Below are 23,209 nucleotides of genomic sequence, written 5' to 3'. Positions count from 1 at the left end.
GACGATCACAAAGCAGCCGTTTCCAGCCTCAGACCTTCTGCATAATCGGGCGCGCCATTCTCCGCGCGCCACAGACAATAGCTTGCCATACGCCAGGCGTACCAGGGTTTGAGGTGCTGATATCGGGCTACGATTTCCGCATTATCATAGGCGAACAAAAACTGGTCTTCCTCTGCTTTTGACAGAGGTGCCCCCCGGTACAGCCGTTGCATGGCAGGCGACAGGAACAAGGCAAGGTCTTCGGTTGGGTCGCCACGGGCCGGGCATTGCCAGTCGATCAATGTCAGGCCGTCAGTTGCAACCAAAATGTTGCCTGCAACAGGATCACCATGGATCAAACATGTCCGTTCCGTGGGCGCGACCTCCATCGTTGGTTGCTGTTCAAACAACCTGTGCCGTGCCTCCGAGGTGCAGCCTTTTAGAATGAGACACCCGTGGGCCTTTAGATCGGCACTGCCGTTACATCCGGCCGGGGCCGGGACAGAAAGCACAAGGTCATGCAATCGTCGCAACAACCTGCCAACCGTATCGGTGCCCTTCTTCCAGGGTGTTCCGGGTGCGTGGTCATAAAAAACCCAATGCGCGTCCTTGTGCCGCCCTGCTGCACGCAAACGCGGCACGAAGCCTTCCGGGCCAAGGGTCTCCAGGCACCGCGCCTCGAGTTCAGCGTCATTACGAAACAGCGGATTGCGAAGCGTGGTGCTGTAAAGCTTCAGCACCTTGTCGCCTCCGTCCTCTAGAACTTTCCAAACTTGATTGGTGCGTCCGCCATACAGCGATTCAAAACGCGGGTATGTGCTGACCAGCCCCTGAGCGCAGAGGTGGTCAACCAGATCGCGAGGAGGTGCAGGCGTTTCGGGCAGAGCTTCTGTCACTTTTTTTGGCGAGTCGATTTGCCAAGCTTTGGACGCTCCTGTGCCGCAGATCAAGCACCAGTTCGAACGGCGTTCACCTCGCGTGCGGAAATCACCTGCCAGCTGCTGAGGGTCAATAGCACTGAGTTGCCCCCAACCTGTGCTTCTACAACGCGGTTATAGGCAGCAGCTGGCGTTTGGGTCAGCAGTTCTCCATTCTTGTGGCTTTCCAGCGTAGCAGTGTAGTTGCCGGTGCCTATCGGATCGCCTGATGCGGTCACGCCAGCCCACACAAACTCGGATTGTGCTGGGGACACTGTCATTCTATCGAGAACGGTTCCGTTTTCGTCACGTATTACCAGTTTGGCAGTGTCGGCCTTTGGATCAGCCTGAGCAAACAGTGTCTTGGGCTGACCGTCAAAATGGAAAGCAGATGTTGATCGGACGTCCATACCGACCCAGCTTGCAAGCTCATTCAGATTGACGCTGCCCAAAGTGCCGGCCAAAGACGACAAGTGATCATTGGTTTGAACTTGTTGCTCGACCATCGAGAACTGGGCCAGCTGCGATGCATACTGAGTCGAGTCCATGGGTTCTAACGGATCCTGATTCTGTGCTTGGGCAGTGAGCATTAGCAAGAAGGTCTCAAAGTCAGATGTGATCGCAGAGGTCTGTGTATTCTCTGCGGATTGCTGAAAGGTCGATGCTTGTGTGGTGGTGACGGGAGTGATCATCGGTCAAAACCTCATGTCGATGCCCCGGCCTAGGACCTGAATTTGTTGCCGAGATACGATTTGAGCATCCGAATCGCTTTGCGGGTCACCGAACGCAGATCCGGACTCGGGTGTATCGGTGCCAACCGCCTGGCCATCCGCATCGGAAGATGTGCCCAGATCAAAGTTCAATTCACCGTATCCCAATTTCTGAAACTCTTCCGCAAGTACGGATAAATGGCGTCGCATCAGCTCCAGGGTCTCGGGGCGTTCGGTGGCAATTGTCATATGCATGCCGTCGTCTCGCCCGTTCAGAATAATAGAAACTCGCCCTAATTCTTCAGGGTTCAGCGCAATCTCCATTGCTCCGGAACCTGGACGAGCCTGAATCGACGCCGCAAGTTGACCAGCGATTGCTCGTGCGATTTCGGCGCGGGCAAAAGTTGACTGTCCAGAAAGGTGTTGCGTCGTTTCACGCGGAGCGGTTTGGAGTGGTTCGTCCTTGGCAACAACTTTGGTTTCAGCGCCCTGATCAAGGACTGCGTGTTCCTTCTCGATAATGTCTGCCATCATTTGAAGCTGTGCAACAGGCGGCGCGTGGGCCGGCCTAGCTGGTTTGATTATCACGGGTGTGACCTCAGGCCGTTGAACGGGATCAATGATTTGAGATATTGGGGCGGTTTCCGGTGCGTTGAACTTGTTTTTCCCCTTAGTCAGTTGGTCAATCGGCTGGCTCTCTTCCGCGACCGTAACAGGCGTCACGTGCTGGCGCGAAGCGGGCAATACCTGACCTGTCTCGGGTTGCGCTAAAACGTGTGCAGAAGCATCAACTGGGTCGGGCTGGCTTGTCGTCGATGAAAACTTTGGCCGTTCCGGGTCATTTTCAGCGGATGCTCTTGGATCACCTGCCGATGCGGGTGTGTTACTTGAAAGCCCTCCTTCAGCCACAGGCTGACTATACGCGACATGTGTTGAAGAGCTCATCAGTTCCACGACACGAAGAGGTTCTAAAAGCGGGGCAGCATCGGGTTCCGCCATATCTATGCTTTGTGCTTCTACGTCCGGCGTTTCGATTTCAGGGGCGGCAACGGACAGGTCGGTATCGGGCAGATCGTCGGCTTTTCCATCTTGGCCCAGGATGTCCTCAAAGCGTGTCACCCCGCTGGCCTGCCCCATTTCATTTTGTGACGAGGTCGGTTTTGCAGGGGCTATTGACGCCGTAGTGGCCAGCATAATTGAGTTGGGCATTTTGCTCCGGCTCCGTGCGATTGGCCAGAACTCTGCACTCAGGAAGTTACGTTTATTTTAACTGCTTTCGCTTTTGATCGAGAAAGTTCGAAGCAAATTTCGGAGAAAGCTATGCAAGTTTCCACCCACGCGCAGGCGGGCCAAATTCCTTTGGCCCAGACCCAACTCAAAGAAGCAGTCGTTCAACTGGAGGCGGCCTTTTTAAGCGAAATGCTAAAATCCGCTGGGCTGGGAGAAACGCGCCAGAGTTTTGGCGGTGGGACAGGGGAAGACCAGTTTGGCTCGTTTCTTGTTCAGCATCAGGCGCAGCAACTCGCCCGGTCCGGCGGCGTCGGTCTTTCTGAAATACTGCTCAAGTCGTTGATGGAGAAAGCTGATGACATCTGAGGTCAACATGACGCTGATCAAGTCTTTGGAAGAGGTTCTGGATCTTGAGCGCGCGGCGCTTGTGCAAGGGGATCTTGATCGATTGACACATATTGTTCCGGAAAAAGAGAAGCTGATCGGCGCAATAAATGATCTTCAAGTGCAGGACAGCGACGCATTGATTCGGGTGCAGCAGAAGGTCGCGCGTAATCAGGCCTTGCTGAACAGTGCGGCCGACGGAATCCGCGCCGTGGCCAGCCGCATGGCTGAACTGCGCCGGGTTCGGCAGGAATTCAGTACCTACGGCGCTGATGGTCAGCGCAGCGAATTCGCGATGCGTGGAACAGTGAAATTGGAAAAAAGGGCATAGGCAGGAGTTTGATTCAAATCCGAAATTTCCCGCCTTGAGGTTTTAGCACTCCGTTAGGGGATCTGGTTCAAGAGTGAGGCTGCACCTGAAAATGGCAGGTGGCGCGATTGGCCAAGCGGCGCATCGCATAGGTCAGAACGACACCAATGCCCGCAGGTTTTGCGGGGTGAACACGGGCAAAATGGCTCAAACGGACAAGGATGACAGCAATGTCTAGCATTCTGACAAACAATGGCGCGATGGTTGCGCTGCAGACACTGAAGTCAGTGAACAAAAATCTGGCGATGACGCAGGACGCGACTTCGACCGGTAAGGATGTCGCGACGGCCAAGGACAATTCGGCAGTTTGGGCGATATCCAAAGTGATGGAATCGGATGTCAAAGGCTTCAACGCCATCAAGGACAGCCTGGCGTTGGGGGAATCGACCGTTGCTGTGGCCCGGAACGAGTCGGAAACCGTGACCGATCTGCTGACACAGATGAAGGAAAAGATCGTTGCAGCGCAGGAAGACAACGTTGACCGCGGCAAAATCAACGATGACGTGACTGCCCTGAAAGACCAGATCAACTCGGTTGTCAGCGCCGCGCAGTTCAACGGTCTGAACCTGGTGGACGGCTCTGCAGGCTCTGCGTCGATCCTCGCGTCCTTGGATCGGGACAGCCTTGGCAATGTCACGGCATCGTCGATCACTGTAACAGGTCAGGACTTGTCCACTGGTGGTTACACCGCAGCCCAAGTATTTGACGGTTCAACCGGGGCGTCTACTCGCAATGACCGAGTTGGTGCGACCATCGACAACGGTGCGACTTCAGCAACGGCTCTGGTTACGGATGAATCCAGCGGGGCCTTCGCGGCGGGTGACAAGGTTGTTGTCGCAATTGACGATCAGGTTGTGTCGTACACAGTTTCCGCAGCCGATGCAGCCGCGACCACAACGGGCGACCTGGTTGCCGTGGGTCTGAAAGCAAAGATCGAGGAGTTGGGGATTTCCGGCCTGACTGTTGACTACGATTCTGGCACTCAAGGCACTCTGTCCATCACCAATTCGACCGGCGACGACATCTCGTTCTCGGCTCAATACGTGAACGCTGGTTCGGGTGGTCTGGGTGCGTTGACGGGCATTGACGTCTCGACCGGCGCTGGCGCGACTGCCGCTTTGGCGACGATCGAAACGCTGATCGATACCTCGATTGACGCATCGGCTGCTTTCGGGTCCTCGCAGGGTCGGATCGAGACCCAGAAAGAGTTCATCTCGAACCTGGCTGACTCGTTCAAGTCCGGTATCGGCTCGCTTGTCGATGCGGACATGGAGGAGACTTCTGCGCGGCTGCAGGCGCTGCAGGTACAACAGCAGCTGGCTACTCAGTCGTTGTCGATCGCCAACCAGGCACCACAGTCGATCCTGTCGTTGTTCCGCTAAACCACAAAGCGGGTCGGGGCGTGATTTTCGTGCCCCGACCCTGATCGCCTGACGACGGCCCTTTGGAAGGATTTCAAGTGATACCGCAAACGCTCGCCCACCGCACTTTCGCTCAAACCGCCGCGCCGACACGAACGCCCCGGGATACCGAATATGAGGCAATTTCCAGGATCACGCGGCGTCTTAAGGCCGCAACAGCCCGCAAGGCGACAGATTTCTCGGCGTTTGTTCAGGCCGTTCATGAGAATCGACGGCTTTGGGGGGTGCTGGCAACAGGCGTCGCGGACAAAGCGAACGCTTTGCCAAACGATCTGCGGGCGCGGATATTCTACCTTGCCGAGTTTACCGAACAACACAGCAGTCGTGTGTTGGGAGACGGCGCAACGGTCGAGCCACTGTTGGAAATCAACACGGCCGTATTGCGCGGGCTGCGTCAAATGGGGGCGACCTGATGAGCGGTTTGGTCCTGAAACTTGCCCCGAAAGAAAGAGTACTTATCAACGGCGTGGTTATTGAGAACGGGGATCGTCGGAGCAGGTTTTCAATCATGACGCCACAGGCAAACGTTCTGCGGCTGCGGGATGCGATCCATCCTGACGAAGTTAATACGCCTGTGCGCCGTGTCTGTTATGCCGCGCAGCTGGTTTTGTCAGGTGACATGGAGCCGGATCAGGCACGTCAGCAATTGCTGCGTAGCGTGGAAGAGTTGAGCCAGGTGTTCACGGATGCGGACAGTCGCAAGGTGCTGTCTGAGGCCACAGATGCCTTGGTGGCCGAGCATTACTACAAATGTCTTAAGTCCCTCCGTTCGCTTCTACCACGTGAAGAGCGGCTTATGGCCTATCAGCAATGACCTTTCAGCCAGTTATCCCCACTGGTGGAATTGTGGGCTGGCGGTTTCTTCAGCGTACGTACGACAATCAGTTCCAAAGTTTCTCGTCTTCCTTGGTGAATGAGCGGGAGACGCGGTATTTTCTTGAGAATATCGGCAAGGTGGAATCTGCAGAACAGCTGGTGTCGGATCGCAGGTTGTTGCAGGTCGCCTTGGGCGCGTTTGGATTAGAAGGCGATTTGGACAATCGGTTTTTTGTCCGCAAAATCCTTGAGGACGGAACGCAGGCCAATGACGCTTTGTCCAACCGTCTGGCGGACAAACGGTATCGAGAGTTCTCAGACGCTTTCGGGTTTGGGCCCGGGGACGTTCGTAAAACAGCGTTGAAAACCAACATGGAAAAGATTGCTAAGGCCAATGTGACGACACGGTTTGAAGTCGCCGTAGGCGATTCGGACGAGACAATGCGTATCTCGCTTTACGCGCAGCGCGAGCTGGCCGATTTGGCCAATACGGCGTCAAGCGCAGATACCAAGTGGTTTGAACTGATGGGCCTGCCCCCCCTTGCGCAGCATGATGGAAACAGCGCTTGGCCTGCCTCGGTCCTTTGCTCAGTTGGACATCGACAAACAACTGGTCGAATTCAAGGACCGGCTGTTGCAGCTGACGGGGTCGGAGGATTTGGCTCAGTTTTCGGATCAGAAAGCACTCGAGCAACTGACCGACACTTACTTGGCCCGAAGTCAGGTTGCGCAGCTTCAGAATACGATTTCACCGGGGCAGACGGCTCTGATCCTGCTCGGGGCTGGTTAGAAAAAGTGTTTGACCCAAAGTTGGACCGCCCCATTTCGGATCGGGATCATCTGTCTGTAGACAACATTTTCGCTTGGGTTTTAGTTGTCCAGAATGGCATCCGCCTCCGTACGCAAAGCATATGACACAACAGGTTGAGACACGTTGTGCAGCTCTACCGCACCCAAAGGCAAAGCGTTCGAGCAGGCGGGTTCGATATCTTCGGACACGACAATGCGATGCCCTTTGGTTTTCCCGAACTCTCCTAAACGTGCGGCGATATTAGCGGCTTGACCGATGACTGTGAAATCAAGGCGTTCGCGTGAACCCACATTTCCATAGGTCACGCGCCCGTAGGACACGCCGATCGAACAGTCACAATGCGTGTCAGAGCCGTCCTTACGCAGCTTCCCCAACGTTTCAACGATTTTGACCGCCGATAGTTGTGCGTTCATACGTGCGGTTGCGGCGTTCTCGTCCGCAGCTGGAAAGACGGCCAATACGGCGTCGCCAATAAATTTCAGTACTTCCCCACCGTTTTCATGAACGATACCCGAAACCGTTTCAAAGAACGCATTCAACACATTGATGTAGTCGCTGCGCCCCAGCTTTTCTTCCAGGCTTGTCGAGTTGCGCAGATCGCAGAACATGATCGCCGCGTCGATCTCATCCCCGTCCCCGCGCCGGATCTCTCCTCCTAAAACACGGGCACCCGTGCGTTTGCCGACATATGTTTCCAACAAAACCTGAGCGTTTTCTCGTTGCATGAACACTTCATAGAAGCGCGCGATAACCGAAGAGCACTCGAAAACAAGGCCCAGGTTTTCTGTCGTAAACCCGTCTGGGTGATCGCAGGTCAGTGTCAGTACATTTGTCCGCCCATCGGAAAACGGCAGCGGCATTGCAACGTAATCAGTCGCCCCTTTGGCCCGTAAATCCTCCATGATCGGGAAGCTATTGTGCGGGTTGTCATCGTTCAGCCGTTGCCGCACGCCCCCCAAACCGTTCGAGACGTGGCGCAGCGGGCTGTTTATGAAGGCCGGGTGATCATGGATTTCGTATGTTGGCGCCCGGGTCAGAATCTCTTCTTCGCCTTTTTCCCAGATATAATGCTTGCCCACGATCAAGGGGTGTAGGGACCATGCCAAAATACTCAGACGCTGGATCGCGATACCGTGCTCCAGCATTTTTTCAGCCAAAGCTTCTGTAAAGCTCTCTGGTGTCGTAGCTGTCGACGCACCGCGCATCAGCCAATCAATCAGAGGCCCGCTGATGTTGCCATCGTCAACTTCGCGCAGGCGGTTGTCGCCCAAATCTATCCGTGTATAGGCGCTGGGCGTAAACCCGATGCAGCCTTGTATCGCTTTGCTTTCTGGCAAAGTGTCTTCGTAGGCCCAAACGGAATTGGTCAGTGTTTCACCGGGCAGGCTAATGTCGTGATAAGTGGCCGTGCCTTTGAACGGGCAAAAAGTTTGCAATTCGGTTTCAGCGCTCAGATCTACGCAAACGTCAGCGCGCGGCACATAAACCGTGGGCGGCAGGCGTGTTTCATACATAACCTTGGCATTTGTGCTTTCAGCCAAAAGGACGTCATCGCGGTAAATCGCAATCCTGCCGCTCAGAGGTTCGACAGAGATTCCATATCCATTCAACTTTGGTGCGGCGTGGACGTTCATAAGCGACCTCCCTTGCCTTTGGTATATTCAGAATGGGCGTTCCCATTCCACTTTCCAAGAGGCTGAAACTGGATTTTACCGGACGCGAGCGAGGGCTTCCAAGTGATCAGACCATCTGAATGACGTCTTTTTCTATCGACAGCATATAGCCTTTCTTGGCGATATTCTTGACCAAAAGCTCGCTGACCATTTGATTTCCAAGCGCGTCGCGCAGCCGTTTGATCCGCGTTGCGCCTGCGGCTTCTTCGCAGTCGGCAGCGTCGCGACCGGAAATCATTCCTTCGATCTGGGCACCGGACAGAACCTCGTCATCCAGCCGGGATTCCGCCAGAACGGATAGGGTTTCCATGGCGGCGGGCGTCAGTTTGAAATCCATATTGTTGAGGTAAACGGTGTTTTCTTCGCGACTGATCAGCAGGGATGTCACCTGAATGCCAGTGCGTTCGATCTGAGCCATGCGTCGGTTCAGCAGAACCAGCATCACCAGAAAGACCAGCGCCGAGATCATCATCGCGCTGGCAAAAACCAGTAGTACGTAGATGACCATTCGGTAACTGGACAAGGTGTCGGCAAAGGCGGTGCCGGACTGGGCCAGTATTTCAAGCAACCGGATTTCTGTTTGCGAGGTCAGATCGGCCTCGACAAACAGCCGTTCGACCCGCGCGTTGAAGGCGTTTGCGTCTGGCAGCGTCCAGAACAGGAAAACGGCAGCGGTGATCAGGATAGCAACGATGGCAGCGATGCCCAGCACAACCAGCCGGACGCCCGACCGGCGCGCATCAGAAACGGAGATAGAATTGTCCGGCATTGTCCTTCCTCTGATCCAGCCCTTCTGGCCCAAAAACGGATTGCACCTCCAGCAGTGTCCACCCCGATGCGTTCAGGCGCTGTGCGATTTCAGCCCGGGCCCGACCCTTGTCGCAGGCCGAGACCTGAATGACCCCGTAATGCAGGCGCAGCGGGTTGTCTTTCTTGGCCTTGTAATCCGCATAGCAATCCGCCGCAGACACGGCAGAACCAAGCGATATCAGGGCCGCAAAGGTCAGAGAAGAGAGGATCTGTTTCATAGGTCGCATCCTGCGCATGAGTTGCCGCGATATTCAATAACCCAAGGGGTTTGCGGGCTCTGATATCGGATAACACAGGGCTGTTATTGCCTGTCTGGACCCACCGCCCCCAGTGTCAGGGCAGTCTGGACGCGGTCCGTCATACGGTCGCCCAATCAACGAAAAGGATGCGCATCATGCATAAGAAATTCATCGCTCTGATCATTGCGACCGCTGTTGCCATTACTGGTGTCTCGGCTTCTCAGGCGAAGGCGGCGGATGCCAAGGACATTCTGGGTGGCCTGGCGGCCATCGCGATCATCGGCGCGGGAGTTCATTATTATAACAAAGAAAAGCACAAAGACCGGGCGGCTCGTTATCAGGCATATAACCCGAAACCCTACAAGCCACAGCCCGTGCGCCCGTTGCCGCCGCGCGTGGCGCGGTACGATCTGCCGCAGCGCTGCCTGCGCAAGTATAACGGGTATTCACAGGACCATTTGTTGCTTGGTCCGAAGTGCCTGAAGAAGCACTACAAACATGCCCATAGCCTGCCGAAAGAGTGCAAGGTTGGTTTCTGGAACGGCAAAAAGGTTAAGCGGGCATATGAGCCTGCATGCCTGCGCCAGAAAGGATACCGCGTCGTTTATCAGTAACATCGGTCGAGCAGGAGCGGCGCCCATGAAGCGTCGTGTTAGAGAGGGTGGTTTGGGCCACCCTCTCTTTTTTCTTGCGGTGTCGCGTGAAACACGTTTTTCCAGTGAAATGACAAAGCCGAATTTCGAACTTGAGCAGGCGCTGCTGGAGCGGGGCCATATTCGTATCGCCGGAGTGGATGAGGTCGGGCGTGGCCCTTTGGCCGGGCCTGTTGTGGCTGCAGCCGTGATTCTGAATCCGCAGGATATTCCCGACGGGCTGAATGATTCAAAGAAGCTGACCGCAAAACGCCGGGCCGCACTGGACGCAGAGATTCGCTCCAGCGCTGCATTTGCCATTGCCGAAGCGACCGTTGCCGAGATTGACGAGATTAACATCCTGAGGGCTTCGCATTTGGCGATGGTTCGCGCGGTTGAGGCACTGACACCTGCCCCTGATTTCCTGCTGATCGACGGCAACATGATTCCGCGTGGCATGAAAAACCCGTCGCAGGCCGTCGTGAAGGGGGATGCCCGTTCGGTGTCGATTGCAGCTGCTTCGATCCTTGCGAAAAACTGGCGGGATCAGGTGATGGTGGATTTGGCGCAACAGCATCCGGGTTATGGATGGGAAACCAACGCCGGTTATCCGTCAAAACAACACAAAGAAGCGCTGCAAAATCTTGGCGTGACCCCACACCATAGACGTTCGTTCAAACCGGTGCACAATATCTTGTATCAAGAGTAAATCGTAAGTTGCTGATTCAAAAAAGAAATTGACGGCGAATCGTCTTTGACTCATCCTTGTCTCAACCAAATGAGCGCAAAAGCGCCGTGGATACTTGAGGCAGTGATATGACAACGACCACCAAAAAGGGCGCAAAAGCGCTCCCTTTAAACACGATTCTTTCCGGGGACTGCATCGAAGTGATGAACAGTCTGCCCGAGGCGTCGGTTGACCTGATTTTCGCGGATCCGCCCTATAATCTGCAGTTGAAAGGCCAGTTGCACCGCCCGGATAACTCTCAGGTGGATGCGGTTGATGATCACTGGGATCAGTTTTCCAGCTTTGGGGCCTATGACCAGTTCACGCGCGAATGGCTTAAGGCGGCACACCGTCTGCTGAAGCCAAACGGTGCGATCTGGGTTATTGGATCTTATCACAACATCTTCCGCGTGGGCTCGGCCCTGCAGGACGCGGGGTACTGGATTTTGAACGACGTTGTATGGCGCAAGTCGAATCCCATGCCGAATTTCCGGGGCAAGCGCTTTACCAACGCGCATGAGACTATGATCTGGGCCAGCAAGCTCGAAGGTGCGAAATACACGTTCAACTATGAAGCTTTGAAAGCGCTGAACGAAGGCGTGCAAATGCGCAGCGACTGGGTGCTGCCGATCTGCACCGGGCATGAGCGTCTGAAGGACGAAAACGGCGACAAAGCGCATCCGACGCAAAAGCCGGAGTCGCTGCTGCACCGCGTGTTGATTGGCTCGACCAATCCGGGCGATGTGATTTTGGATCCGTTCTTTGGCACAGGTACAACCGGTGCAGTCGCCAAAATGCTGGGTCGCGAGTTCATCGGAATCGAGCGTGAGGAAAGCTATCGCAAAGTGGCCGCGAAACGCATCGCCAAGGTGCGCAAGTTCGACCGCGAAGCGCTGGAAGTCAGCGCCAGCAAACGCGCCGAACCGCGCGTACCCTTTGGCCAACTGGTCGAGCGTGGAATGCTGAGACCGGGCGAAGAACTCTATTCCATGAACCAGCGCCACAAGGCCAAAGTGCGCGCCGATGGCACGCTGGTCGGTCAAAACGTCAAAGGCTCGATCCATCAGGTTGGCGCACATCTGGAAAACGCTCCATCTTGCAACGGCTGGACATACTGGTGCTTCAAGCGTGATGGAAAAACGGTTCCGATCGACGTTCTGCGTCAGCAGATCCGGGCCGAGATGAACTGATTTCACGAACACCGCCGGTGCCTGTGGCCTGACACAAGGCACTAAGCCTTGCCCCGCCGATCCTACGGCGGGGTCTTTTGTTTTGGCATCAACAGTGGTTGCATGACAGTGACCCTGACACTGCAAGAAAGATCACGGCCATGACCGAGACGACCGCGCAGCCCCGCCGCAGCCTGTTTTTTACACAGCCTGATACATACGATCTGGACAACAAGTATACCGAGGCGGCGTTAGAACGGCACAAGCGCGAAGGGTTGGAACTGGCCGTGCGTGCCCGTTGGGTGGCGATGGCGCTGACTGGGGTTCTTCTGATTTTCCTGAACCCGCAGTGGGAAGTGCTTTGGTATCACTTTATCCTGTTGCTGATCTGCGCCAACGGGTGGCTGATCCGCCGAGCGGGTCGCGTCGGGCAGTCGCGGGTCGAGTTGTTGCTGATCTTTGTCGACCTGCTGATCATGACGCTTGGAATGATTGTGCCTAACCCGTTCAGCGAAGATGTTCGACCGTTGGCGATGCAATATCGGTTCGATAACTTCCAATATTTCTTCATCATTCTTGCTGCTGGGACTCTGGCCTATTCCTGGCGCACGGTGATTGCCATCGGCTCCTGGACCGCGATGATGTGGACGGCGGGCTGGATCATTGCATGGTGGGTGGCCACCCCAATTCCGGGGATCAGCGAAAAGGTTGCGACGGCCTTGCAAGGGTATCCGGATGCGGCGGAATTGCTGGATCCCAACAGTTTCATGGCACCTCAACGTGTTCAGCAGGTGATCGTTTTCATCATGGTTGCGGTGACGCTGGGCATCTCGATGCGGCGCCTCAATCAGCTGCTGATGAGCAATGCCGGTTTGGAACGGGAACGGGCCAACCTGTCGCGATATTTCTCACCTAACGTGGTGGATGAGCTCAGCCAGAATGACGAACCGCTGAAGCAGGTCCGCAAAGAGAACGTGGCGGTCTTGTTCATCGACATCGTGGGTTTCACCAAATACGCCGCCGGGCGTGATCCTTATGAGGTCATCGAGGTGCTGCGAGGTTTCCACGCCCGAATGGAGACTGAGGTGTTCCGGCACCACGGAACCCTGGACAAATACCTAGGCGATGGCTTGATGGCGACTTTTGGTACGCCAGTGCCGACGCCATTGGATGCGAGCAATGCCTTGGGCTGCGCGCGCGCGATGGTGAAGGTGATCGACCGCTGGAATCTGGATCGTCGGCGTGCCGGAGAACCTGAAATCCAAGTTGGGATTGGGGTGCACTATGGCTCGGTCGTTTTGGGGGATATTGGCGCCAACCGGCTGGAATTTGCAGTGATCGGTGATGCGGTCAATGTGGCTGCCAAGCTGGAAGCTCTGACGCGCGAGTTTCAGGCAAACATAGTTGTCAGCGATGCTGTGCGGGAACGGGTGGCCGAAGAAAACCCCACTGTGCCAGGCGCGATGGAAGGTTTCACTGCACATCGCGATCAATCTGTCCGCGGGGTAGAGACGCCGATGAATATCTGGGTGATGAAGAACTGAAACCCTCCCGCCCATCAGAACAGCATCGAAGATGCCGTGCTGACAGTTGGGCCAGACAGCGCGCAGACGCGCGCTGCGGTCACGCTTTGGGCATCGGGTTCAAAGCCTTGTTGTAGGGGTGCCAGTCCTTAATCTCGGGGTAATAATGGCGTCGCCATTCCCGAACACGCGGGTTCATCACCCGCCGCCAAAGCGGAGGGATCATCGCTGCGACTGTCATCACCGGATAGCCATATGGCAATTGCGGGGCTGATTCCGGTCTGTGATGTTGCAACAGCGGAAACCGGCGGTTGGGTTTATAGTGATGGTCGGAATGGCGCTGCAGATTGATCAGCAACCAGTTTGACGCCTTATGCGCCGCATTCCAGGAATGGCGCGGCAAGACATGTTCGTACCGCCCGTCGCCCAGATGTTTTCGGGTCAGGCCGTAGTGTTCGACGTAGTTGACCAGCTCAAGCTGCCAGATCGCGACACCGGCTTGCAGCAGAAACAGGGCCAAACCAGCCCACCCTCCGATCAGCGCAGCCAGCGCCAGCATCGCGCCTTGCAGGGCCCAGTATCGCCAAAACGGGTTGGAACGATCCGTCCATGGCCGGTCTTTGCGAGCCAGCTTGTCGCGTTCGGCGTTGAAGGCTGACATCAGGCATTGCCATAGAACGCGGGGATAAAAGCGGTGGAACCCTTCGTTGTAACGGGCTGTCACCGGATCGCGTGGTGTGCCCACGTAACGGTGATGGACCAGTAGATGTTCGGACCGGAAATGCGAATACAGCACCATGGCAAGAAGGATATCCCCCAGCCATCGCTCGCCCCGACTTTTCTGGTGCATAAGCTCGTGACTGTAGTTGATCCCGATTGTACCGGACAGGACGCCCATACCGAAAAACAGGCCAATCTTTGCGGGCGTCGACAGGTGGTTGGTGTGGGTTGCATACCAGATCAGGCCAAAGAGCGTCAGGAATTGGAGCGGCACCCAAAGCTTGGTCAGCAGGATGTACCAGCGCAACACATCTTCAGATGTCTCCGGATCGGCGTTTTGCTCGTTCAGGCCGGTGATCCGGTCCAGAACCGCAAAAGCCCACCACGTTGAAAGTGGGATCAACAGGACCCACCAGCCTCCGGCAATTGCGGTGAACCAGATCAACGGGATCAACAGCAGGGACACCCAGAAAGGGGAGGCGGATTGCCAGCGGGACAATGTGCCTGTTGCGATCATTTTTTCTGCTCCGACGTTATGGGCCTAGCCTATCCGCGACCCGGCGGATTGCACAGCGGTCTTAACGTTCTCTCCACAGATCGTAGGCTTTGCGCATCACTGTCGGCAGGTCGCTGGGTTTGAAACTGTGCTTGTCTAGCACGGTTAGGTGTTCGGGCACGAATTGATCTTCTAGATCGACAGTCCAAACTCTGAGAATCAAATGGAAATGCGTAAAGGTATGGCGCACTTCTGCGGGCAGGATCGTCCACTCTGCCGGGAACGGGGCGCGTTCGGTTGGGGCATCGTTCCACTCTGATCCGGGCCAGCCTAGCATTCCGCCCAGCAGCCCCTTGTCCGGTCTGCGTTCCAGCACCATGGCCCCGTCTGCCTTACGCGCAATATAGACGTGGCCATAGCGGGTGGGTTTGGGTTTTTTCGGTGTCTTTCGGGGCAAGTCGATCATGGTACCCGCGATGCGGCCCTGACAGGGGTCACGCAACGGACATATGCCGCAGGCCGGAGATTTCGGCGTGCAGATCGTGGCCCCCAGATCCATAACCGCCTGAGCATAGTCACCGGGTCGCGTGGTCGGCGTCAGGGCCTCGGCTTTTTCTTTCAGCAAAGGTTTAGACCCTGGCAAAGGATCGTGGATGTCATAAAACCGGGCCATGACCCGTTCGACATTGCCATCCAGCACTGTTTCGGGCTGATCAAATGCAATGGCCGAGATCGCAGCGGCGGTATAAGGGCCAATGCCGGGAAGTTTCAGCAGCGCATCATGGGAATCAGGAAACTGGCCATCGTGGTCTTGCGCCACAGCACGGGCGCATTTCAACAGGTTGCGGGCGCGGGCATAATATCCAAGCCCAGCCCATTCCCCCATCACCTGTTCATCCGGCGCTGCGGCCAGCGCGTGAACTGTTGGCCAGCGGGTTGTGAAACGCAGGAAGTAGTCCCGCACTGCCGCCACGGTGGTTTGCTGCAACATCACTTCGGATAGCCAGACCCGATAGGGGTCAGGGCGCACCCCGACCGCCCGATCCGCAGGGCTGACGCGCCATGGCATGTCGCGAGCATGGCGGTTATACCACTCCAAAAGCGGGGTGCCGACGGTGAAATCAGGGGAGTCACGCAAGTTTTATTCATCTCCTTGTCGGGTTTCGCTGGCACCCGATGGTCTGCCTATTACAATAGCGGTGTAGGAGTGAGAAACCAGATGCAACGCAGACGTTCCTCGACCCGCGGGTTCAAACGCACCGCGTCCTTGCTGAATGATCAGATCCGGCGCGCCGGTGAAAGCCGTGGCTTTGCCGTGTCGCGGTTGTTGACCCATTGGGCCGAGATTGTAGGTCAGGACACCGCTGCCATCGCGCGTCCGGTCAATGTGGGCTATGGCAAGGGCGGCTTTGGTGCGACCCTGACCGTGCTGACCACCGGCCCGCAGGCACCGATGCTGGAAATGCAGAAGGAACAACTGCGCGGTAAGGTCAACGCGGTTTACGGATACAACGCCATCAGCCGCATCCGCATCACCCAGACCGCTCCGACCGGATTTGCCGAGGGGCAGGCCAGTTTCGACCACAAGCCGAAGCAGGCAAAACACCAGATTGCTCCAGACGTTGCCGCCGAAGCCGACAAAGTGTCACGCGACGTGAATGATGAAGATTTGCGCGCAGCCCTTGAACGTCTCGCTTGCAACGTTTTATCCAAACAGAAACGCTGAGAAAGGGCCGAGAATGAGCCGTATTGCAACCGTAATCTGTGCGGCCGTCGCCGTAGCCGCTGGAGGCTATTGGCTGTCGCTGTCAAATTCCAATTCGTCCAACCTGTTGGTGAGCACTGCTGAGGCGCAGGAGGCTGAGATTGATACCTCGACCGTTATCGAAATGGTGCAGGGTGCCGAAGACGCACCGGTCGAGATCATCGAATATGCTTCTTTCACCTGCCCGCATTGTGCGAGTTTTCATCAGGGCGCGTACAAGCAGCTCAAGAAAGACTTTATCGATACCGGAAAGGTCAAGTTTACCTATCGTGAGGTTTATTTTGACCGCTACGGTCTGTGGGCGTCGATGGTCGCACGCTGCGCCGGACCCGAAAAGTTCTTTGGCCTCACCGACGTGATCTACGAGAAGCAGTCCGATTGGACACGCGCGGGCGGTCCGGCTGAGATCGTTGACGAGCTGCGCAAGATCGGCCGTTTGGCCGGGATCGACGGCGATCAGCTGGAAGCATGTCTGCAAGACGGCACCAAGGCGCGTACACTGGCTGCGTGGTACCAGGAAAACGCTGAGCGTGACGGCATTCAAGCCACCCCGTCCTTCATCGTGAATGGCAAGAAGGTCGACAATCAATCCTACGCGGATTTCAAAAAGCTTATCGAAGCCGAGCTTGGCAGCTGATCTTTTGCCGGTCGGCTCCCGATGGGGTCGGCCGGATCTACTTAGGTGACGGGGCCGCGTTCAACAGCATCTCTTTGAACTTTTCGCCTTCCGGTATCTGAAGCCGGACCGGCAGCGTGATCACCTTACTTCGGAATGCAGGTGGCAGGCGCACGGCGTCTTTTTCTGTGGTCACCATCTGAGCACCCAGAGCGCGTGCGTCGTTTTCCAGCCGGGTCATCAAGCCCTGGGTTAGGGGCTGGTGATCGTCCAATGCTTCGGCCCGAATCAAATCGGCACCCATACGGCGCAGAGTTTGAAAGAACTTTTCCGGGTGTCCGATACCGGCAAAGGCCAGCGCCCGGGTTCCTGTCCAGTCCATACCTGTCTGCAGTGGTTCGATTGCCCCGGTGACATGAGGCACCGTCAGGTGGTCTTGCCATTGTTCAACAAAGGTCTTTTGTGCGGTCTCGTCGCCAAGCGACAAAACCAGATCGGCGCGTTTCAGGCCCACATCCACGGGTTCGCGCAAGGGACCGGCGGGCAGACACAAGCCGTTTCCAAACCCGCGCTGCGCGTCGACGACTATAACCGAGAAATCCTTGCTGACCGAAGGGTTTTGGAACCCGTCATCCAGAACAATCACGGTCGCGCCTGCAGCCGCAGCCGCACGTGCGCCTGCAGCCCGGTCCTTGGCCACCCAAACCTCGCCGAACATTGCCAGCAGCAGCGGCTCATCTCCGACCTCGGCGGCTGTGTGTTTGGCCGGGTCGACCTGCACCGGGCCTTCCAAAGCCCCCCCGTGCCCACGCGTGACGACATGCGGCTCATGCCATGCGTTTCTTAGTTGTTCGAGCGTCCAAATCACCGTGGGAGTCTTGCCGGTACCACCTGCATTTAGGTTGCCGATACAGATCACTGGTACCCCGGGCTGCGCACCAGTTTGCGAAGCGATCCGGCGGGCTGTTGCTGCCGCATAGAGGTGACCGAGCGGCGCCAGAAGGCGCGCTCTCAGATCCCGTTGCTCGGGGGAAGTGTTCCAGAAATCAGGTGCCCGCACGTTCTGCACTCCGTTGATCCAGAATATCCTGCACCATGTCGATCAGGGCGTCCGCCTGCGGCGCGCCTTCGGTTATCATCTGCCATCCCGCCAGCGCCATCCCGGCCGCAAGATCCGGTGCCAAAAGTTCGATAAGCGCATCCCCCAATTCAGTCGCTGTCTTGACCTGTTTCGCAGCGCCCGCCCGCTGCAGCTGAGAATACAGCGCGTCATGGCGGTGCACAAAGGGTCCGTGAATGATGGCTGACCCCAATGCAATAGACTCGGACGGATCACGCCCACCGGCGCCACGTTCCAGAGAGCTGGCCATAAAGGTCACAGCGGATACACGGCACCAAAGGCCCAGGTTTTCTGGGTCAGCGGTCAGGATCACTTGGGTGCTGTCTTCGATTTCGTCGCCGTCGTCCCAATTGACGCAACGCAAATCCATGGTCTCAAGCCGCCGCTTTAGCGGCCCTGCTTCCGTTTCGTCAGCGACATGCAGAACCAGAACAAGACGGTGCAGCATCCGAAGCACCTGCCGATGGGCCGTTAGAACCGAAATGAATTCTTTGTCTTGTACCCAAGCCGCCAGCCAAACCGGACGCCCTGCAAGGGTGTGGTTGGTTTCAATCAACTCGTCTTCGGGCCAGGGTCGCGGGTTCGGGCTGATACGCAGGGGTGGAGCCTCGTGGACCTTGGACGATTGAACACCAAGTCTGCGTATATGGCGTGCAGTCTCTGGCGATGCCGCCATGATTTCTTGAAAACAGTCAAAGGTTGCCCGGGTGATGTCCGGTAACCAACGTGCACTTCGCGGCAAGGAGACGCTGAATTCGGCATCGAATAAAATCAGCGGGATGTCCTGATCACTTGCTCGGATCAAAATGTTGGGCTTCAGATCACCGCCGACCCAAAGACCCATTGTCGGATGCCAATGCTCCAGGAAACCACGCACAGCCCCGCTTTGGTCCTGAGGCAGGTTGGTCAGATGGAAATCACAACCTGGCCAACTGTCCAGATCTGCGTCCGGTGGACCGGTCAGGACAAAGCTCAGTTCGGATCGAACCTGAAGCAAGCGTTGGCAAAAGTCGCTCACAGCGCGCAAGTGACCCGGTGTGGCGACTTGAATCCAGAGCAACTCACCTTCAGGACGAGGCAGGTCGATGCGCTGACCGACGGTGTTGCGCATTCCCCAGGACAGAACCCTGTAGGCCGCCAAGCTCAGGGATCCCGGCTTGCTCATGCCTCAATCCCGGGTCCGCTCGGATCCAGCCGTTTTGAAAGCTCTTCATGCAGCGCCGCGTTCGCTGCGATTACTCCGTTCAGCCGAGGAGTGGCGTTGTTGAACACCAAAGATTGCCCAGCCCGGTCAGTACACACGCCACCGGCCTCTTGGATAATCAGATCACCGGCGGCAATGTCCCATTCCCAGCTTGGGCGCAAAGTCAGCATCGCGTCAAACCGCCCCTGTCCAACCAGAGCCATGCGATAGGCCAGAGACGGGCGATATGCGCGCCCGAAGTCGGGTACATGCCCGTCGCGCCAGTGCCGTGTATCGAGATTCGGCTTAGCTGCCAGAACTTCCGATTGCTGCAAGTCGACATAGGCCGAGGTTTTGATTTCCTCACCATTCAGCGTTGCCCCCATTCCCCGGGCGGCAGCATAAAGCAAATTCCGCATCGGCAAATAGATGACAGCGGCCGTCACTTTGCCTTCATCGGCGACGGCGATCGAATGCGCCCATGTGCGCGCACCCTCGGCAAAGCTGCGAGTGCCGTCAATCGGATCGATGATGAAGGCGTTGCGGCGTTCCAGCCGCTCGGACGTGTCCTCGGACTCCTCGCTCAACCAGCCATACCCCGGTCGTGCGGCACGCAGCCGATCCTCAAGCATTGCGTTCACGGCCAAATCGGCCTCGGTCACTGGACCGGCGCCATCGGGTTTATCCCAGCGCTGCGCTTGCGTCCCGGAATATCGTGTGGCGATCTTGCCGGCCTCGAGTGCTGCGTCAATGAGCAGGGACAGGTCAGTTGCCGGCAAGTGACATTCCTTCGATCAGCAACGAGGGGACCACGCGTGACAGATATGGGCGGGCGTCATTCGCCGGAATAATCCGTCGCAACATGTCGCGCAAATTACCTGCGATAGTGCATTCATTGACCGGATGTTTGATCTCGCCGTTTTCCACCCAGAACCCAGAAGCCCCGCGTGAATAGTCACCGGTGTTGGGGTTGATCGTCGACCCGATCATGGATGTGACCAGCAAGCCGGTACCCATATCACGCACCAGATCAGCGCGGCTTTTGTCGCCCTGCGTCAGGCTGAGGTTCCAGTTGCTGGGAGAAGGCGGGCCGGACACGCCACGGGCAGCGTTGCCTGTCGACACCATGTCCAGCTTGCGCGCGCTGGACAGATCCAGCGTCCACCCGGTGAGGACACCGTTTTCAACAATTGCCCTGCGTTGTGTCGGCAAACCCTCGGCATCAAAAGGGCGAGAGCCAGAGATGCGCGGGCGGTGCGGGTCTTCGATCAGCGACAAATGCGCGGGCAGAACCTCTTGCCCCAAGCAATCCTTGAGCCAAGACGCTCCCCGTGCGATCGCCGCACCATTGCTTGCGGCCAGCAGATGGCCGATCAGTGAAGACGAGATGCGTTCATCGAACAACACAGGGAAACTACCTGTCTCAGGTTTGCGCGCGCCCACCTGCTGCACGGCGCGCTTACCTGCGGTGCGCCCGATCTCAACCGCGCTGCGCAGGTCGGATTGAAACGTCCGACTGTCGCCGTCATATTCCCGTTCCATCCCGGTGCCTTCGCCCGAGATCGCAACGCAAGACACTGACCGGCTGCTGCGCTCATAGCCGCCGGAAAAGCCGTTTGTGGCGGCCAGATGCACGCGGTGGGTTCCATAGCTCGCAGCCGCATCTGAGACCTGAGTGACACCTGATACAGCCAATGCCGCAGCTTCGGCTGCCAGTGCATCCTGCATCAGGGTTTCGGCAGATGGGGCCGGGGTCGGGTCAATGAGTTCCAGTGACTGCGCATCCCAGTTGCTCAGAAGCTGCTCGCGATCAGCCAGTCCAGAATACGGGTCTTCGGGGGCTTCTTTGGCCATGGCAACGGCGCGTTCCGCCATAGCGTGCAGGGTTTCCGGGCGGCTGTCGGAGCTGGACACGATGGCAGACCGTTTACCCAGAAATACCCGCAACCCCAAATCCGTGCCTTCCGAGCGTTCTGCATGTTCCAGCGCGCCGCCCCGCACCTCGACCGCAACCGAGGAGCCGTCAAGCACGATGGTATCCGCCGCCTCTGCGCCTGCTTTGCGGGCCACATCAAGCAATTGCTGGCTGATTTCTTCTGGTGTGCGGGTCATAAGGCCTCCGGGTTTATTTCCAAGGACCTAGCCTTGGACTGCCCGTCTCGCAAGACCCGTGACCGGATTGTGTGATGGGGATTTCGACAGACCCTCCCCGGTTCAGAGATTTGGGCGAGGAACGGTGGAAAGAGGGCCGCGGGATACGCGGCCCTTTTCAAACATTATTTGATGCGCTGGCCATTTGCTAGGATCTGACCATCCTCGGTGAATTCGATGGTCGAATTCAGTGTGTCCGGTTCTTCGCCCGGAACTGCCATCAGGCCCATCATCATCCGAGCACCCAAGGCGTCATTGTCTGAAATGATACCCATGCCGATCAGGGTGTCGATCAACTGGTTGGCACCAACAAGTTCCAGGTTCGCAACGCCGCTTGGGCTGGGCAAGCCATCGAATTCTTCGGTGTTCGAGTTGTCGAACGCAAAATCGCCGTCACCTGTCAGTTTCGTACCGACCAGAGACACCAGCAGTTCATTGATTTTCAGAGAATGCAGCTCACCCGGAGCTTCCTCGGACTCGAGGTCAATTTCCGGGTCGAAGATGTTCATCAGAACCTTTGCCGTGCCGGTGGCATCCAGCGCGATTGTCGCGGGATCACGCGGAAGTGCGCCTGCAGGATCGAATATACCCCACAGTACGTCCGACATCGTGAAATCGGTCAGATTGAACCCCAGACCAAACGGCTGAACTTCGTCCGACTGCTGAACCGGGAACTCAAAGTTAAGCCCGGCATTGGCCATTGAGATTTCAATCGGGAAGGGCAGGTCTGCTGTAGTCACTGCCAGCGTCGTGCTGTTTTGGTCGATGTCATAGACCAGCTTTTCGGCATCGATGGTGGCTGCAAAGCGCCCACCTTCCGAAGTACTGTTCATCGAAAATGCCTGGCCTTCGCTGGTTCCACTCAGATCCGTGTTGCCCGACGCGTAGGTAAAGACTCCGTCGAACGCAAAACCGGCTTCGTAAAAGGACTGAGGGTCAGAAAGATCAATGTCTTTCGGAAACACGTTTTCGCCTTCAAATGCCAATTGGTCCAACTGCCCATTGATCAATCCGGTTTCACCGCTTTCAGGGTCCTGAAAGTTCATGTTGTAGGTCAGGCTGGCTGCGTTGAATGTCTGTGTGAGATCGCGGTTTTCGCCGATCTGCATCCGCGAGCTGCCGTTCAGATCATTCGCCGCGACCGCCAGGTCAAAGACGTCATCCGGAACCGTTTCGCCGTCAACTGCGATCGCGTCCAGTGAAATACTAAGCATATCGGCATTGTAGTCATAGGTCATGTCTTCGGGGGCGCCCGATACGACCATGTTCAATTGGCTATGAGAATAGGTCACCGTAGCTGCAAAGTCGCCTTCTTCGGCCTGACCCGTGATTTTCATGGGAAAGTTCTCGGGTATGCCGACCGACACAGTCCCGTCGCCGTTTTCGGTCAGCGTCATTTCGGGCATGACCATTTGGAATTGCCCTTCCTCTTCGGGCAGTGCCATTGAAAGCGTCATGTTCGAAATCGTGGTCACACCGTCCGCCGAGCTTTCGTCGCCCGTGATGGTATAGCCCATCGAGGTAAAATAGCCTTGCCAGTTGGACCAGACATCATCAGCCGTCAGGTCGGCAAGCGCGCCCTGAGTGGCAACGGCATAAGCCAAAGCTGCACCGCAGCTGCGGCGGAGAAAAACGGACATAAGGTAACCCTTCTTGATCAATTTGTGGCGCATGGTCGGGTTTGTGACGGGTATCGTCAAGGGGGCAAGGGCTGGACCCTTTCCCCGTTTCCGGGCTACGGCTGTAG

At 56.8% G+C, this 23,209-nt stretch carries 26 protein-coding genes and 1 pseudogene; 13 read left to right on the top strand and 14 right to left on the bottom strand.

What is annotated here, in order from left to right:
- Nucleotides 1–5: 5 nt before the first annotated feature.
- The 3 genes from GOV85_RS17035 to GOV85_RS17025 are packed head-to-tail and all read right to left on the bottom strand — an operon-like array spanning nucleotide 6 to nucleotide 2,815.
- On the bottom strand, nucleotides 6–875 hold the full coding sequence (locus GOV85_RS17035) for a phosphotransferase (RefSeq protein ID WP_348540062.1): 870 nt from the start codon (nucleotides 873–875) through the stop codon (nucleotides 6–8).
- Nucleotides 876–925: 50 nt separating this feature from the next.
- On the bottom strand, nucleotides 926–1,588 hold the full coding sequence (locus GOV85_RS17030) for a flagellar hook capping FlgD N-terminal domain-containing protein (RefSeq protein ID WP_171180342.1): 663 nt from the start codon (nucleotides 1,586–1,588) through the stop codon (nucleotides 926–928).
- Between the two features lie 3 nt (nucleotides 1,589–1,591).
- Nucleotides 1,592–2,815 carry a flagellar hook-length control protein FliK gene (locus GOV85_RS17025; protein WP_171180340.1) on the bottom strand — a complete coding sequence of 408 codons (1,224 nt, stop codon included), beginning with the start codon at nucleotides 2,813–2,815 and terminating at the stop codon, nucleotides 1,592–1,594.
- 111 nt (nucleotides 2,816–2,926) lie between these two features.
- On the opposite strand from GOV85_RS17025, the gene GOV85_RS17020 reads away from it, so the two are divergent.
- Together GOV85_RS17020 and GOV85_RS17015 are read left to right on the top strand one after the other, a co-directional pair.
- Nucleotides 2,927–3,202 (top strand): rod-binding protein, encoded by a 276-nt coding sequence (locus GOV85_RS17020; protein WP_171180337.1) that lies wholly within the window; start codon nucleotides 2,927–2,929, stop codon nucleotides 3,200–3,202.
- Entirely contained in the window at nucleotides 3,192–3,551 is a 360-nt protein-coding gene (locus GOV85_RS17015; protein ID WP_171180335.1) for a flagellar export chaperone FlgN, read from the top strand. The genes GOV85_RS17020 and GOV85_RS17015 overlap by 11 nt, the downstream gene beginning before the upstream one ends.
- Nucleotides 3,552–3,618: 67 nt before the next feature.
- On the opposite strand, the gene GOV85_RS17010 is transcribed toward GOV85_RS17015, so the two are convergent.
- Nucleotides 3,619–3,771 carry a hypothetical protein gene (locus GOV85_RS17010; protein ID WP_171180334.1) on the bottom strand — a complete coding sequence of 51 codons (153 nt, stop codon included), beginning with the start codon at nucleotides 3,769–3,771 and terminating at the stop codon, nucleotides 3,619–3,621.
- Between GOV85_RS17010 and GOV85_RS17005 the strand changes: the two genes are divergently transcribed.
- The 5 genes and pseudogenes from GOV85_RS17005 (at nucleotide 3,761) to GOV85_RS21630 (ending at nucleotide 6,617) form a co-directional block, all read left to right on the top strand.
- Nucleotides 3,761–4,972, top strand: a complete 1,212-nt coding sequence (locus GOV85_RS17005) for a flagellin (protein WP_171180332.1) — start codon at nucleotides 3,761–3,763, stop codon at nucleotides 4,970–4,972. The two genes, GOV85_RS17010 and GOV85_RS17005, sit on opposite strands and share 11 nt — an antisense overlap.
- A gap of 77 nt (nucleotides 4,973–5,049) precedes the next feature.
- Nucleotides 5,050–5,424, top strand: a complete 375-nt coding sequence (flaF, locus tag GOV85_RS17000; protein ID WP_171180330.1) for a flagellar biosynthesis regulator FlaF — start codon at nucleotides 5,050–5,052, stop codon at nucleotides 5,422–5,424.
- Nucleotides 5,424–5,825, top strand: coding sequence for a flagellar biosynthesis repressor FlbT (gene flbT / locus GOV85_RS16995; RefSeq protein WP_171180328.1), 402 nt, complete (start codon nucleotides 5,424–5,426; stop codon nucleotides 5,823–5,825). The genes flaF and flbT overlap by 1 nt, the downstream gene beginning before the upstream one ends.
- Nucleotides 5,822–6,310: pseudogene (locus GOV85_RS21635) on the top strand (DUF1217 domain-containing protein); the annotation flags it as partial. The gene flbT and the pseudogene GOV85_RS21635, both read left to right, overlap by 4 nt.
- Before the next feature lie 67 nt (nucleotides 6,311–6,377).
- On the top strand, nucleotides 6,378–6,617 hold the full coding sequence (locus GOV85_RS21630) for a DUF1217 domain-containing protein (RefSeq protein WP_348540232.1): 240 nt from the start codon (nucleotides 6,378–6,380) through the stop codon (nucleotides 6,615–6,617).
- Between the two features lie 80 nt (nucleotides 6,618–6,697).
- Here the strand turns inward: GOV85_RS21630 and GOV85_RS16985 are convergent, their stop codons facing one another.
- The 3 genes from GOV85_RS16985 to GOV85_RS16975 form a co-directional block, all read right to left on the bottom strand.
- A complete protein-coding gene (locus GOV85_RS16985) occupies nucleotides 6,698–8,272 on the bottom strand; it encodes a DUF427 domain-containing protein (protein ID WP_171180326.1) in 1,575 nt (524 codons plus the stop codon).
- Between the two features lie 106 nt (nucleotides 8,273–8,378).
- Nucleotides 8,379–9,080, bottom strand: a complete 702-nt coding sequence (locus tag GOV85_RS16980; RefSeq protein ID WP_171180324.1) for a helix-turn-helix domain-containing protein — start codon at nucleotides 9,078–9,080, stop codon at nucleotides 8,379–8,381.
- Complete coding sequence (locus GOV85_RS16975) at nucleotides 9,052–9,339, bottom strand: hypothetical protein (RefSeq protein WP_171180322.1); 288 nt, start codon at nucleotides 9,337–9,339, stop codon at nucleotides 9,052–9,054. Before GOV85_RS16975 ends, GOV85_RS16980 begins: the two co-directional genes overlap by 29 nt.
- Before the next feature lie 176 nt (nucleotides 9,340–9,515).
- Between GOV85_RS16975 and GOV85_RS16970 the strand changes: the two genes are divergently transcribed.
- From GOV85_RS16970 to GOV85_RS16955, 4 genes are all read left to right on the top strand, one after another.
- Entirely contained in the window at nucleotides 9,516–9,974 is a 459-nt protein-coding gene (locus GOV85_RS16970) for a hypothetical protein (RefSeq protein WP_171180321.1), read from the top strand.
- A gap of 109 nt (nucleotides 9,975–10,083) precedes the next feature.
- Nucleotides 10,084–10,701 carry a ribonuclease HII gene (locus GOV85_RS16965; RefSeq protein ID WP_171180419.1) on the top strand — a complete coding sequence of 206 codons (618 nt, stop codon included), beginning with the start codon at nucleotides 10,084–10,086 and terminating at the stop codon, nucleotides 10,699–10,701.
- Between the two features lie 107 nt (nucleotides 10,702–10,808).
- A complete protein-coding gene (locus GOV85_RS16960; protein ID WP_171180319.1) occupies nucleotides 10,809–11,909 on the top strand; it encodes a site-specific DNA-methyltransferase in 1,101 nt (366 codons plus the stop codon).
- Nucleotides 11,910–12,049: 140 nt separating this feature from the next.
- Entirely contained in the window at nucleotides 12,050–13,432 is a 1,383-nt protein-coding gene (locus GOV85_RS16955) for an adenylate/guanylate cyclase domain-containing protein (protein WP_171180317.1), read from the top strand.
- A gap of 79 nt (nucleotides 13,433–13,511) precedes the next feature.
- On the opposite strand, the gene GOV85_RS16950 is transcribed toward GOV85_RS16955, so the two are convergent.
- Nucleotides 13,512–14,648 carry an alkane 1-monooxygenase gene (locus GOV85_RS16950; RefSeq protein ID WP_171180315.1) on the bottom strand — a complete coding sequence of 379 codons (1,137 nt, stop codon included), beginning with the start codon at nucleotides 14,646–14,648 and terminating at the stop codon, nucleotides 13,512–13,514.
- A 61-nt stretch (nucleotides 14,649–14,709) separates the two neighbouring features.
- Entirely contained in the window at nucleotides 14,710–15,765 is a 1,056-nt protein-coding gene (gene mutY, locus GOV85_RS16945; protein WP_171180313.1) for an A/G-specific adenine glycosylase, read from the bottom strand.
- 81 nt (nucleotides 15,766–15,846) lie between these two features.
- Here mutY and GOV85_RS16940 point away from each other — a divergent pair, with 81 nt between their 5' ends.
- Complete coding sequence (locus GOV85_RS16940; protein ID WP_171180311.1) at nucleotides 15,847–16,353, top strand: DUF721 domain-containing protein; 507 nt, start codon at nucleotides 15,847–15,849, stop codon at nucleotides 16,351–16,353.
- A 13-nt stretch (nucleotides 16,354–16,366) separates the two neighbouring features.
- On the top strand, nucleotides 16,367–17,029 hold the full coding sequence (locus tag GOV85_RS16935; protein ID WP_171180309.1) for a DsbA family protein: 663 nt from the start codon (nucleotides 16,367–16,369) through the stop codon (nucleotides 17,027–17,029).
- Between the two features lie 37 nt (nucleotides 17,030–17,066).
- Here GOV85_RS16935 and lpxK read toward each other — a convergent pair whose 3' ends face one another.
- The 5 genes from lpxK to GOV85_RS16910 form a co-directional block, all read right to left on the bottom strand.
- On the bottom strand, nucleotides 17,067–18,068 hold the full coding sequence (gene lpxK / locus GOV85_RS16930; RefSeq protein ID WP_171180307.1) for a tetraacyldisaccharide 4'-kinase: 1,002 nt from the start codon (nucleotides 18,066–18,068) through the stop codon (nucleotides 17,067–17,069).
- Nucleotides 18,055–19,293, bottom strand: coding sequence for a 3-deoxy-D-manno-octulosonic acid transferase (locus tag GOV85_RS16925; RefSeq protein WP_171180305.1), 1,239 nt, complete (start codon nucleotides 19,291–19,293; stop codon nucleotides 18,055–18,057). Before GOV85_RS16925 ends, lpxK begins: the two co-directional genes overlap by 14 nt.
- A complete protein-coding gene (locus GOV85_RS16920; RefSeq protein WP_171180303.1) occupies nucleotides 19,290–20,090 on the bottom strand; it encodes a 3'(2'),5'-bisphosphate nucleotidase CysQ in 801 nt (266 codons plus the stop codon). The genes GOV85_RS16925 and GOV85_RS16920 overlap by 4 nt, the downstream gene beginning before the upstream one ends.
- The gene (locus GOV85_RS16915) at nucleotides 20,077–21,423 is read right to left on the bottom strand and encodes a TldD/PmbA family protein (protein WP_171180301.1); all 1,347 of its coding nucleotides are present in this window, start codon (nucleotides 21,421–21,423) and stop codon (nucleotides 20,077–20,079) included. The genes GOV85_RS16920 and GOV85_RS16915 overlap by 14 nt, the downstream gene beginning before the upstream one ends.
- A gap of 164 nt (nucleotides 21,424–21,587) precedes the next feature.
- Complete coding sequence (locus GOV85_RS16910) at nucleotides 21,588–23,102, bottom strand: DUF2125 domain-containing protein (RefSeq protein ID WP_171180299.1); 1,515 nt, start codon at nucleotides 23,100–23,102, stop codon at nucleotides 21,588–21,590.
- Between the last annotated feature and the right edge of the window lie 107 nt (nucleotides 23,103–23,209).

This window comes from Ruegeria sp. HKCCA4633 (assembly GCF_013034605.1).
Lineage (GTDB): Bacteria > Pseudomonadota > Alphaproteobacteria > Rhodobacterales > Rhodobacteraceae > Ruegeria.
Note: the sequence above shows the minus strand (reverse complement) of the source record. Positions and strands in the feature narration are given on the sequence as shown.